This is a genomic window from Kribbella sp. NPDC059898 (genome assembly GCF_042730855.1).
Lineage (GTDB): Bacteria > Actinomycetota > Actinomycetes > Propionibacteriales > Kribbellaceae > Kribbella.
This window is the reverse complement of sequence record NZ_JBHWKR010000015.1, coordinates 168,110-180,023: the sequence shown is the minus strand read 5'-3', so window position 1 is coordinate 180,023 and position 11,914 is coordinate 168,110. Positions and strand designations below refer to the sequence as shown.

General features: G+C 69.9%; 15 protein-coding genes. 2 read left to right on the top strand and 13 right to left on the bottom strand.

Translation table 11 applies throughout. The features are described from left to right. Positions 1-2: 2 nt before the first annotated feature. From ACFV9C_RS36060 to ACFV9C_RS36025, 8 genes are all read right to left on the bottom strand, one after another. Entirely contained in the window at positions 3-485 is a 483-nt protein-coding gene (locus ACFV9C_RS36060) for a DUF1269 domain-containing protein (protein WP_380200818.1), read from the bottom strand. Between the two features lies 1 nt (position 486). After that, positions 487-1,326, bottom strand: a complete 840-nt coding sequence (locus tag ACFV9C_RS36055) for a cytochrome c (protein ID WP_380200816.1) — start codon at positions 1,324-1,326, stop codon at positions 487-489. A 67-nt stretch (positions 1,327-1,393) separates the two neighbouring features. Next, on the bottom strand, positions 1,394-1,897 hold the full coding sequence (locus ACFV9C_RS36050; RefSeq protein WP_380200814.1) for a hypothetical protein: 504 nt from the start codon (positions 1,895-1,897) through the stop codon (positions 1,394-1,396). Further along, on the bottom strand, positions 1,894-4,692 hold the full coding sequence (locus tag ACFV9C_RS36045; RefSeq protein WP_380200812.1) for a LuxR C-terminal-related transcriptional regulator: 2,799 nt from the start codon (positions 4,690-4,692) through the stop codon (positions 1,894-1,896). The genes ACFV9C_RS36050 and ACFV9C_RS36045 overlap by 4 nt, the downstream gene beginning before the upstream one ends. Positions 4,693-4,811: 119 nt before the next feature. Further along, entirely contained in the window at positions 4,812-5,612 is an 801-nt protein-coding gene (locus ACFV9C_RS36040) for a hypothetical protein (protein ID WP_380200810.1), read from the bottom strand. Between the two features lie 55 nt (positions 5,613-5,667). Further along, on the bottom strand, positions 5,668-6,048 hold the full coding sequence (locus tag ACFV9C_RS36035) for a VOC family protein (protein ID WP_380200808.1): 381 nt from the start codon (positions 6,046-6,048) through the stop codon (positions 5,668-5,670). Positions 6,049-6,064: 16 nt separating this feature from the next. Continuing rightward, positions 6,065-6,391, bottom strand: coding sequence for an alkylmercury lyase (locus tag ACFV9C_RS36030; protein ID WP_380200806.1), 327 nt, complete (start codon positions 6,389-6,391; stop codon positions 6,065-6,067). Beyond that, a complete protein-coding gene (locus ACFV9C_RS36025) occupies positions 6,388-6,774 on the bottom strand; it encodes a MerR family transcriptional regulator (RefSeq protein ID WP_380200804.1) in 387 nt (128 codons plus the stop codon). Before ACFV9C_RS36025 ends, ACFV9C_RS36030 begins: the two co-directional genes overlap by 4 nt. Before the next feature lie 100 nt (positions 6,775-6,874). Between ACFV9C_RS36025 and ACFV9C_RS36020 the strand changes: the two genes are divergently transcribed. Continuing rightward, positions 6,875-7,408 carry a DinB family protein gene (locus tag ACFV9C_RS36020; RefSeq protein WP_380200802.1) on the top strand — a complete coding sequence of 178 codons (534 nt, stop codon included), beginning with the start codon at positions 6,875-6,877 and terminating at the stop codon, positions 7,406-7,408. Between the two features lie 51 nt (positions 7,409-7,459). On the opposite strand, the gene ACFV9C_RS36015 is transcribed toward ACFV9C_RS36020, so the two are convergent. Continuing rightward, positions 7,460-8,842, bottom strand: coding sequence for an FAD-dependent oxidoreductase (locus ACFV9C_RS36015; protein WP_380200800.1), 1,383 nt, complete (start codon positions 8,840-8,842; stop codon positions 7,460-7,462). Positions 8,843-8,914: 72 nt separating this feature from the next. On the opposite strand from ACFV9C_RS36015, the gene ACFV9C_RS36010 reads away from it, so the two are divergent. Continuing rightward, on the top strand, positions 8,915-9,262 hold the full coding sequence (locus ACFV9C_RS36010; protein ID WP_380200798.1) for an ArsR/SmtB family transcription factor: 348 nt from the start codon (positions 8,915-8,917) through the stop codon (positions 9,260-9,262). Between the two features lie 104 nt (positions 9,263-9,366). Here ACFV9C_RS36010 and ACFV9C_RS36005 read toward each other — a convergent pair whose 3' ends face one another. Genes ACFV9C_RS36005 through ACFV9C_RS35990 form a run of 4 tightly spaced genes read right to left on the bottom strand, consistent with a single transcriptional unit; the run spans position 9,367 to position 11,835 of the window. Continuing rightward, positions 9,367-9,768: an arsenate reductase ArsC gene (locus ACFV9C_RS36005; RefSeq protein ID WP_380200796.1), complete on the bottom strand. Its 402-nt coding sequence runs from the start codon at positions 9,766-9,768 to the stop codon at positions 9,367-9,369. Then, complete coding sequence (locus tag ACFV9C_RS36000) at positions 9,765-10,487, bottom strand: aquaporin (RefSeq protein WP_380200794.1); 723 nt, start codon at positions 10,485-10,487, stop codon at positions 9,765-9,767. Before ACFV9C_RS36000 ends, ACFV9C_RS36005 begins: the two co-directional genes overlap by 4 nt. Beyond that, complete coding sequence (locus ACFV9C_RS35995) at positions 10,484-11,149, bottom strand: arsenate reductase ArsC (protein ID WP_380200792.1); 666 nt, start codon at positions 11,147-11,149, stop codon at positions 10,484-10,486. Before ACFV9C_RS35995 ends, ACFV9C_RS36000 begins: the two co-directional genes overlap by 4 nt. Then, on the bottom strand, positions 11,146-11,835 hold the full coding sequence (locus tag ACFV9C_RS35990) for a helix-turn-helix domain-containing protein (RefSeq protein WP_380200790.1): 690 nt from the start codon (positions 11,833-11,835) through the stop codon (positions 11,146-11,148). Before ACFV9C_RS35990 ends, ACFV9C_RS35995 begins: the two co-directional genes overlap by 4 nt. Positions 11,836-11,914 lie beyond the last annotated feature (79 nt).

The window sequence follows — 11,914 nt, the reverse complement described above, 5'->3', positions numbered from 1 at the left end:
CGTCAGGACTGGAGAGCCTGGACGAGTTCTTCCTCGCGTTCGCGGGTCAGGTTGGTCTGCAGGATGGTCGGGCTGTACGGCTTCAGCGCCTCGATCACCCGGTCCACGGTGGCCGACCGCGCCAGCAGGAACACGGCCGCATGGCCTTCCTGCAGCTCCTGGCCGATCTCCTTGATCAGCTGGTCGCTGACCCCGATGTCGGTGAGCTTGCCGCTGATCGCACCGCTGGCCGCACCAACGACCATGCCCGCCAGCGGGTTCAGGAAGATCAGCCCGATCAACGTGCCCCAGAGCGCGCCGCCGGCCGCTCCGGCCGCGGTCAGGTTCATGGTCTGCTGGATGCGTACCTTGCCCTTGGCATCCTTGTAGGCGATCGCCGCGTCCTCCCGCTGCAGCAGCTGCTGCTTGGCCAGCTCGTCGGTGAGCTGTACGACGCGCTCGGCGTCCTCACGGCTGCTCAGCCCGAGTACCACCAGATGGGTCATGTCAGTTCCTTTCGTTGCTTTCCGGCTGGCGCCGTACTCTCGGCACCCGGGCGCCGATCCACACCGCGACGACGACCAGCAGACCGATTCCGATCACCCAGCCCCACAGCCCCTCGGACACCGGACCGAGCCGCCCGAGGCCCATCCCGCCGGGGTTCTTCGCCTGCTGCAGCGCGACGACGTACGCGATGATGTCCTGCTTGTCCTCGGGCCGCATGACCTGGTCGGAGAACACCGGCATCTGCTGCGGGCCGGTCAGCATCGCCTGGTAGATGTTGCGCGGCGTCGTCGACATCAGTGACGGCGCGTACTTCCCGTTTGGCAGCGCGCCGCCGCTGCCGGCGAAGTTGTGGCAGGCCGTGCAGTTCGTGCGGAACAGCTCGCCACCGCGGGTGATCTGCTCGTCGGTGGCCTTGCTGACGTCGTACGCCGATTCCGGCGGGATCGCGGGACCGGGCGCGAGCGAGGCGACGTACGCCGCCAGCGCGGCGATCTCGTCCTGCGAGTAGACCGGGGTCTTCTGCGGGATCTGCGCACCCGGCTGCTGCGCGGGCATCCGCCCGGTGCTGACCTGGAAGTCGACGGCGGCCGCTCCGACCCCGATCAGCGAGGGCGCGGTGAACGTACCGGTGCCGTTGGTACTGCCCTCGGCGTGCAGGCCGTGGCAGCTGGAGCAACCGACCGCGAAGAGCTTCCGGCCCTGTTCGATCTGCTGGGACTGCGGACCGTCCGCTCCGGCGGCGCCGTTCGGGACGAGTACGGCGTACGTCAGACCTACGAGGACCAGCGCAGCACCGATCAACGGCAGTCTCAGCCGGGACCTGAACCGCGCACCGTGCATGATCGCACCTCCGCGGTGTCCAGCAGACCCGACCCGGCGGCGCTTGTGATCACCCGAATCGGGCGAGTCAGCGAGAGTCGCGCTTGGCCTGCCGTCGACTGCCGAGCGCCCGCGTCGACGCGTCCTTCTTCAACCCGCCCGTGGTTTTGGTGGCCCGCGGCGGCGGATCGGTCGCCGGTGCCGGCTGCTTGGCGGCGGGCCGCTTCGGGGTGGTGAGAGCAGGTTTGGCCGCCTTTCCGGCCGCGATCCGCTCGGCGCGGAGCTCCAGCGACGCCCGCCGCGCCACCGCCGCAACCTCCCGGCTCACCGTCGCGAGCACCGACTCGAACAGCTCGGCCTTGTCCCGGTCGCGCTGGTTCCGCGCGTACGACAGCCCGCGGCCGCCCACATCCGCCACGGCGGCGGCCGCCCCGCGGCGATAGTTCTTGACGTACTTCGTCCGCGCCCGCCGTACCCGTTGATGCAGGTCCAGCAGATCGTCCTCGTCCAACTGCTGCAACGCGTCCCGCTCGGTCTCGGCCACCAGCAACCGCTCGGCCTCGGTCAGCGAGTTCAGCAGGCCCTGATTCATCGCAGTCTCCCTTGTCCACCGAATGCCCCCGGCGAGGATCCCTGCGCCGCCGGTAGGCCTGTCTCTACCGCAGGTGCCGGCCGGAGCAGTCCGACGCCGCGGGCCACCCGGAGCGCCGCGGACCGCTTCTCGACACCAAGTTTTCGGTACAGCGCCATCAGGTGCGTCTTCACCGTGTTCTCGGTGATGAACAGCGCCTTCGCGGTCTCGGTGTACGAGTTCCCGAGCGCGAGCTGGTCCAGGACGTCGGCCTCCCTTGCGGTGAGGCGGATCTGCGCACCGTTCACGACCGCGCTCAGACGCCGGTCCGGCGCGGCCTGTTTGTCCGGCCTGGTCCGGGCGAGCAGGGTCACGCCGCCGGGGCTCTGGTACGCGGTCAGCTTCTCGAGCGCGATCGCGGCGAAGGGGTGCGGGTTCGGCGTCACGACGTACGCGCGGAGCTGGTCGAGGAACACCTGCTCGCCGCCGGCCGGGACCAGCGTGTGGACGATGCGCTGCGGGGCGACGCGGTTCAGCGTGTCCACCAGGGAGGCCTCGGCCGCGACCGGATCGGCCGCGCGTGCGAGCAGTACGGTCCGGAACGACGCGGCCGCCGACGCGACCGGCGGGTAGATGCCTGGCCGCGCGAGGACCTCGTCGATCATCCGTACCGTCGCGCGCAGATCGCCCTCGCTGATCGAGAGCATCGCCCGCAGCAGCTCGGCCTCGGGGCAGCTCCCGGTCCGGTCGAGCTCCGCGAGCTGTCCGACGGCACCGTCCTCGTCGCCGATCAGCACGGCCAGGCGGAACCGCAGCAGCGCCAGGTCGCGGGCGAGGAACGACGGCAGCGGACCGGCCGCGGCGGGATCCACGGACAGCTCGGACAACGCCTCGTCGAGCCGGCCGTCCTCGATCAGCAGTACGCCCCGGAGCATCGCCCGGAGCGCGCCGATCACCGTGTCCGACTCGGCCGGCTCGGTCATCGCGACCAGCTCGTACCAGCGCCACGCCTCGTCCCGTCGCAGGTCGCTGAGCGCCGCGAACCCCAGCACGACATACGCGCGTACGGCGTACTCCCGCGGCAGCTCGTCGCCGCCGATGTCGAGCGCCTCGCGCGCCGACCGCGCCGCGTTCCGCACCTGGCCGAGGGCGTACTGCACGACGCCGTGATGCACCAGTCCCCCGGCGATCAACCGGGAATGCGCCGCCATCCGCGCCGATACGAGCGCCTCGCCGAGGTGTTCGGACGCGCTGTCCAGCTCGTCAGCCCAGGTCTCCGCCGCAGCCAACTCGATCAGCAGCCAGGCCAGCCGCTCGGGCCCGAGCACGGCGTCACCGCTCCGCCCGTCCGGCGCCAGCAGTCCGCGCGCCCCGTCAATCGCAGCCCGCACGTCATGCCACCCGTACCGCGACTTCCACAGCCGCAGCAAAGCGGCATCAGCCTCCAACGCATCGTCCTCAGGCGTCCGCTCCCCCGCAACCCGATCCGACGCCCGCCCTTCCGGCCTCCCTGCCGGCTCGCCGGGCGTCCGCGCCTCCCGTTCCCCGGCCACACCGCTCGACGTCCGCGCCTCCCGTTCCCCGGTCAGCCGGTCGGCGGCGGCGGCGTCCATGACGGCGCCGGCCACATCACCGGACGCTCGGCGCAGGAGGCCGCGGACACCCGTCAAGTGCGGGAAGTCCTCGACCGGGACCACTCCGAGCGCGACAGCAACCAGCTCCAGCTCGCCCGCCGCCAGCAGCTCCGGCCCGCGACTCAGCACGATCCGCGCCACCAACGCCGGATCCTCCGCACCCAGCGCACTCCGCAGCGCGCCGACGCTGTCTCCCCGGTTCTCGTAGTACACCGCGGACCGGTGCTGAGCCGCCGCCACGATCCGCGCACGGTCCGCGTTCGCCGCCACTCGCCGCCGCAGAAGCTCAACCAGCAAGGGGTGATACCGGTACGTCGGCTCTCCGCCCGGCCCGTCGACGTACGCCGTGACCAGCAACCCGTTCCCGGCCAGCTCCGCGAGCATCGCGCCCGCGTCCGGGTCATCGCTCAACGCCGCCGCCAGCTCCGCAGTCACCGACGGCACGCCGAACGTACTCAGCAACATCGTCTGAACCCGCTCGTCCAGCGTGCTGACCGTCTCCCCGAGGAACAGGTCGAGCACCGGCCCCTGGTTGACCAGCGACCACCGGACCTCGCCCGACGCCGCGAACGTCCGCGCCGCGAGCACCAACGCCGCCGCCCAGCCCGCCGTGTTCGCCTGGAACAAGCGAATGTCCTCGGCACTCGCCCGACCCGCATGGGCCTGTACCAACTCGGTCGCCTCGGCGTCAGTGAACCGCAGATCCCGCGACCGCAACGTCAGCGCCAGACCCCGCAGTTCGAGCTCCGGCACCGGCAGCGCCAGGTCGTACCGGCTCGCCAGCACGATCCGCAGCGCGTGCGGCGACTTCCGCAGTACCGACCCCAACTCCGCCAGGACGGTTGCCGACAGCAAGTGCCCGTCGTCGACCACAACCAGCTCCGGCTCCGGTTGGTCACTGTCCATCGCCTGCTCGAGCAGCCGTCCGAACGGTCCCGCGGCATGCCCGCTGATCCACGTCACCGCCGTACCGTCGTCGCGCCGGCGCCGTACCCAGTCCGACAGCAGCACCGTCTTCCCGGTCCCCGGCGGTGCGATCAGCAACGTGAGCGGCGCCCGTACCCCGACGTCGAGCGCGGCATGCAACCGCTCCCGAACCACCAACGTCGCCGGCGGCCGTGGAATCCCGCCGGCTGTTCGCGGATCGACTGTCCGGTGCTCCCGATCGATCGAGGCGCACACCTCGTGGCCCTCCCCTGGCCGACGTGCTCCTACCCAGCGTTACAAATACCGAGACTAACTGGTCCAACAGCATCCCGGCAGCCCCTGAGCCCCGGTTGAGAATCGGACCACGGTCCGGATCATTCCGGCCAGGGCGCGTGGTCGAGCTGCTCGCTCTCGATCCGGATCTGCAGCTCGGCACGGATCTTCGGGTCCAGTCCGGCGACGTCGACGAGGATGTCCGCGGGCGCGGATTCGGCCAGGCGGACGACGCATTCGGCGACCAGCGCGGGCCACAGGATGTCGCGACGGGGCTCGTCCGTGCCGACCAGGGTCACGACCAGCGCGTCGATCGGGGCGAGGTCCAGCCAGCGGCCCTTCGGTGCGGGGGACGTCGCGCGGTCGATCCAGCGGACGGTACAGGCGCCCGACTCATCGTCCTCGACAGACCGCTCCTGCCGAGTCACGGAAGACGCCGAGCCCTGCCGGACGCCTGACGCGGAGTCGCGCGGGGCGGCGGGCGTGAGGTCTGGCGGGGCGGCGGGTGCCGAGTCCAGCGACAGGGTGAGCGGCGTACGGCGGGTGCTGCCGGTGAGTTGCAGCTTTGCCTCGGTCTGGACGATCGGCGTGAGCGCGTCCAGCGAGTGCGCCACGAAGTACCCATCAGGCTCCAGCGCGACGATCCGCGCCAGCGGCCCGGCGAAACTGATGCCACGCTCGTCGTCCTGCAGCTCGGTGTAGAGGATGCGCGCCTTCGGGAACATGCCGCGCAGAATGCCGAGCGCGTTGCCGCTCACGACCGGCGTGAGCACGATGTTCGCGCTGTCGGGCGCCGACCTGATGTCGACGACCGTGTACCCGGGACCGAGCATCTCGCTCAGCTCGGCCCGCGCCGTCTTGGACAACGGCATGGTCGTCACCACGAGCACAGCCGAGTCCATCAGCAAACCGCCCCGCACAGTTTGGTCATCCACCGAAACTACACAATCTGGCGGCTCAACGGATCGCAGCGCCCTCGGGCGTGTAGGTGGCCAGTTCGACCTGATAGCCGTCGGGGTCCGCGATGGTCAGGGCCTGCGCCGGTGCCGTGGCCGCCGTACGCGGATGGACGTCTCCGTGGACCGCGTGCAGCTCGACGGCGCGCTGGTGCAGTTCGTCGATGGAGGCGTCGGCCATCAAGCACACGCTGATCGACCCGCGCGGCGCCGGCACCCCTTGCCGCAGCCGGATCGCCTGCGCTCCGACGAGGAACGACACCTCGCCTTCGTGGTCCTTGGTGGCACGTACGCCCGTCAGCGTGGACCACCACCGACGGCTCGCGTCGAGGTCGGAGACGTTCAGTACGACGTGGTCGAGACAGCTCGCGTGAATCCTCATGGTTCGGCTCCTTCCACTACCACCGACTGTGCGCCGCCCGACGAGATCCGTCCAGCTCTCCGCCGAGCGCGGCCCGGAGCTCTTCCACCGACGGTACGGCGACCAGCCGTCCCTCCTGATCCCGGTACAACCGGCAAGCGACACCGCCGCACCCACCCGCCGTCGCGAACGGATCCACCCCGTCGATCAGCAACGTCGGCGAACCCGCCATCCCGAACCGCTCCGCGTCCGCCTCGCTCTCAACCACCCGTGTCACGACCGGCACGTCCGTCACCTCCGCGAGCCGCTCCAGCAAAGGCCGCACGTTCGGGCAATCCGGCACCTGAAGCACCTCGAGCCTCATCGCAGCGCCTCCAGCAACCCGCACGCCCGATCACCCCGCGGCAGCTCGCACTGCCCCACCAGCGTCGCCAGCGCGTCGTGCATCCGCTGCAGATCCCGAATCCGCGCCGCCAAGTCATCCTGCCGATGCTCAGCCAACGCCCGCGCGGCACCACAACTGTCCGGCCCACCCTGATCGAGGTGCAGCAACTCCTCCACCTCGTCCAACGTGAACCCCAACTCCTGCGCCCGCTTCACAAACCGCAACAGCCCGACCGCCGACATCGGATAATCCCGATACCCACCGACCGTCCGCGGCGGCACCGCCAACAGCCCGCGACGCTCGTAGTACCGAAGCGTCTCGGTGTTCACCCCGACCCGACCAGCCAGCTCACCCGTACGCATACCCCCATCGTGAACCCCGTACCCAACTCCGGAGTCAAGCTCAGGGCGCGCTCAGCGGAAACCAGCCCCCACAGGTAGCCTCTAGAGAGAAGTGCTAGTTATGGCGGGCGAGATGCACATGGACCGGGACGCCACACACCACGAGCTCGAGCGAGCACGCCTGGACTTCCGCCGCCTGATCGAGCGGTCGGACCCTGCGACCCTGCGCCGCCGATCGAACGGGACCCGCTGGAGCAACCGTGAACTGCTGTTCCACATGCTCCTGGGGTATCTGATCGTCCGCGCGCTGCTCCGGCTGGTCCGGGTCTTCGGCCGGCTCCCGCGCCCCGCGAGCCGCGCGTACGCATGGTTGCTCAACGCAACCACCCGGCCCTTCGACGCGGCAAACTTCCTTGGTTCGTACGTCGCCGGCCACGTCATCGGGCCGGATCGGATGACGGTGATGTTCGACCACGTCGTCGACAAGCTCCACCGCCGCCTCGACGCCGAAACCGACCACAACCTCGACCGCGGGATGCACTACCCATTCCGATGGGACCCGTTCTTCAAGGACTACATGACCCTCGCGGACATCTACCGCTTCCCCACCCAGCATTACGACTTCCACCGCCGCCAATTGACACTCGACCAATGAGTCAACGACAAGCCGGTCGGCGACGAGCGGGCAGTCCAGGAGTCGCCGTCATCAGTTGCAGCAGCCGGACCGGGTGGTCGGCTCGGGCTCGATCACCGTCAGTAGGCCGCCGCTGATCCCGGTGGCGAGACCGCGGCTCACCGGGGCCTCGATGCTCACCGGCGCCGGGCCGCAGCAACCGCCGGTCTCGTCCGCGGAGCCGCCGTACGCGAGGTTCGACGAGCACACGCCGGTCTCCGGCAGGTTCAGCTGGACGTCGCGGGCCGCTTCCCAGTCACCGGCGAGCGCGGCGACGACCGAACGTGCCTGCTCGTACCCGGTCGCCAGCAGGAACGTCGGCGCGCGGCCGTACGACTTCGCGCCGATCGCGTAGTACCCAGGCTCGGGATGCGTCAGCTCGTCGACGCCGTGAGCCGGGACCGTGCCGCAGGAATGCTGGTTCGGGTCGATCAGCGGCGCCAGCGCGCGGGTCGAGCCGAGGATCGGGTCGAGGTCGAGGCGCAGCTCACCGACCATGTCGTGGTCCGGCCGGAACCCGGTCGAGTTCACGACCACATCCACGACGACCTGCTGGTCCCCTGCGGTCAGCGCGACGCGGCCGTCCGCCGTACGGGCGATCGCCTCGGTGCGGAAACTGCTCACCAACTCGACCCGACCCGACTGGACCAGCTGCCTCAACAGGCTGCCGAGCGCCCCTCGCGCGGGCAACTCGTCAGCGTCCCCGCCGCCGTACGTCCGCGCCTGATCCGTGCCGCGCACGACCCATACAATCTCGGTCCCCGGCTCGTGCTCGGCGAGTTCACCCAGCTCCAGCAGCGTCGTCGCGGCCGAGTGACCGGCGCCGACGACCGCCGTACGACGGCCCACGAATCGCTCGCGGTCGCACCCGAAGACGTCGGGCAGCGCGTGTGAGATCGCCTCGGCCACGTCGTGCTCGCCACGTGCCGGGATGCCCGACGCGCCCAGGACGTTCGGCCGGCGCCAGGTCCCGGCGGCGTCGATCACGGCCGACGCCAGGACCTCCTCGCCGTCAGCCAGCCGTACCAGGAACGGCGCGTCCTCGCGGCCCGCCGTACGGATCCGGTCGTAACCGACCCGGGTCACGGCGACCACCTCCGCGCCGTACCGAATCCGGTCGGCGAGGGTCTTGGCCAGTGGTGCGAGGTACTCGTCGATCAGGTCGCCGCCGGTCGGCAGCGAGTCCAGGTCGGGCTCGATCCAGTCCGAGGCCTCGAGCAGCCGGCGGGCGGCGCTGTCGATGTCGTAGCGCCACGGGCTGAACAGCTTCACGTGCCGCCATTCGCCGATCGCCGCCGCGACGCCAGGCCCCGACTCGAGGACCAGGAACTCGACGCCGCGTTCGGCCAGGTGCGCCGCGGCCGCCAGTCCTACCGGCCCCGCTCCGATGACTACCACCGGCTCTGTCACGATCATCCTCCGCGCTGTCTAGACGTTCATCTAATCACGAAGCTTGCCTCCTGTTTCGACAAGAGTCAAGATAGACGTATGCCGAAACAGGAACTGACCGTGCTGAACACCTGCTGCACGCCGATCTCCGAGGCCGCGCTCGACCCGGCGCAGGCGGCGGACGGCGCCGTGGTGTTCAAGGCACTGGCGGATCCGGTCCGGCTCCGGCTGATGTCGATCATCGCCTCGGCCGGCGACGAGGTGTGCGTCTGCGACATCACCCCGAACTTCGACGTCAGCGGCCCGACCATCTCCCACCACCTGAAGGTGCTCCGCGAGGCCGGCCTGGTCGACTGCGAACGTCGCGGCACCTGGGTCTACTACTGGCCGATCCCCGAACGCCTGAGCCGGCTGTCAACGCTGCTCTCCGCACCCGCAACCACCTGACCAACGACCTGCCGGTGAGGGCGACGGTGATCGGTGGCGGCCGCACCGCGCGCGAGCTCATCCGCGGGCTCTGACCACCGCGCCCGGTCGACAGCGAGCTGGGCTCAGGCAGTCCGCAGTTCGGCGACGAGCTTCTCGACGCGGCCGCGGATCTCGTCGCGGACCTGGCGGACGACCTCGATCGGCTGACCCGCCGGATCGGTGAGTTCCCAGTCCTCGTATCGCTTGCCGGGGAACACCGGGCACGCGTCGCCGCAGCCCATCGTCACGATCACGTCGCTGTCCTGCGCGACGTCGTACTCGAGCTTCTGCGGGATCGCACCGGTGATGTCGATGCCGACCTCGCGCATCGCCTCCACCGCGACCGGGTTGATCTGGTCCTTAGGTTCCGATCCGGCCGAGCGAACCTCGACGGCGTCGCCCGCCAGGTGCCGCAACCAGCCCGCGGCCATCTGCGAGCGGCCGGCGTTGTGCACACAGACGAAGAGAACACTTGGCTTGCTCACTTGGACGCTCCAGTTGTATCTAGGTGCGGAGTGACAACTTCGTCAGCAGCTCGTCGGGCACTCGGGTAGAGCAGGGCCAGCAGCCCCACTCCGACGGCAGCTCCGACAAGCTGCGAGACCACGAAACCAGGTACCGACGCCGGGGCGATCCCCGCGAACGTGTCGCTGAACGCCCGCCCGATCGTCACCGCAGGATTGGCGAACGACGTCGACGAGGTGAACCAGTACGCCGACCCGATGTACGCACCGACCGCAGCCGGCGCGAGTGCGGCCCGGCCGGAGGCAGCGAGCGCGAAGATCAGCACGATCAACCCGGCCGTCGCCACGACCTCGCCCAGCCACAGATGCCCCGCGCTGCGATCCTTCGTCGACCACGACACCGCGGCCTCGCCGTACATCAGGTTCGCGAGTACGGCGCCCAGGATCGCGCCGACGATCTGCGCCGGCACATACGCCGCCACGTCCCGTATGGACAGCCCGCGGCCGAGCCACCAGTCCACCACCGACACCACCGGGTTGAAGTGCGCACCCGACACCGGACCGATCATCAGGATCAGCACAGCCAGACCGAGCGCCGTCGCGAAGGCGTTCTCGAGGAGCTGCAGACCGACGTCGTTGGGCGACAACTGCGCAGCGGCGATGCCGGAGCCGATCACGACGGCGACCAGCAGACCGGTACCGATGCCCTCGGCAACAGCCCGCCACCACAACGGCGTCACCGGCCGCTCACCACAGGCACGGCGAGTTCGCCCAGCAGACCGCGAACGCGGCGCTCGATCTCGTCCCGGATCGGCCGAATGTCCGCCACCCCCAGACCGTCGGGATCATCCAGATCCCAGTTCTCGTAGCGCTTTCCGGGAAAGATCGGGCACGCGTCACCGCACCCCATCGTCACCACCGCATCGGCCGCGCGAACGACCTCGTCGGTCCACGGCTTCGGGTACTCCGTCGAGATGTCGATGCCGCGCTCGGCCATCACCGCCACCGCAGCGACGTTCACCTCGATCCCCGGCTCCGAACCACCCGACCAACCCACCGCCCGGTCACCGGCCAGGTGCTCGAAGAACCCCAGCGCCATCTGACTGCGCCCCGCATTGTGCACGCACAGGAACAGCACCACCGGACGGCCGTCGTCGTGATGCCCCTCGACCTTCGCCAGCGCGGTCAGCCGCTGACGCGCGAACCGCTCCGCCAGCAACGGCAAGAAGTTCGGGACCGTACTGCCGGTCGCGAACTGGTCGTAACTCGACGACAGAAACCGCTCGATCGTCTCCGCCCCGTAGAACTCCGCGAACTGCTCCCGCAGCCGCGTCGCCGCCGTACGCAAAGCCAATTGCTGATCGATCGACAGGTCCTGGTGATGCCACACGAGCTCGGTCACGACCGCGCCCCCTTCCGGGAAACCAGTGGCGCCAGCCGGTCGATCCGGCCGGCGATCTCGTCGTACGCCGCCTCGAAAGCCGCGTCTGTGTCCGCCGGCGCCGGATCCGGCACCGACCAATGCACCCGCGGCCGCGCCTGTGCCGGCAGATGCTCGTACGCGATGTCACACACCGCGATCACCAGATCATTCGGTTTCACCACATCACCGACCTGCGCCGTACGCCACTTCGCCGGATCCAGCCCACGCCGCCGCGCCACCTTCACGGCCCGCGGATGCACCCGCCCCGCCGGCCGCGTCCCCGCCGACACCGCCGGCACCTGACTCCGCCGCGCCCAGATCGCCGCCGCCAACTGCGACCGCGCCGAGTTGTGCGTACACACGAACACCACCCGCGGCACCTCACTCAACAAAGGCCCCGCCACCGCCGCCAACCGCTCCGGCACCAGCCGCACATAAGTCCGCCGATGATCCCCCTCCGACCGCCCCCGCACCACCACCCCGGCCTCCTCCAGCACCTTCAGATGATGCGCCACCAGATTCGTCGGCATCTCCAGCAACGCCCCCAACTCCCCCGGCGCCGCATCCCCCACCACCAACGCATCCACGATCACCAACCGAGCAGGATCGCCGAGCGCCGCATGCACCCGAGCCCGCTCCACCAGAGAATCCCGCTCAACATTCATTGCCTCAATCTTCACTGAGCCATCGTCTCTCGTCAACTCCGGGCCGGGGGGTGTGGACGATCGCCGAAACACCGCGACC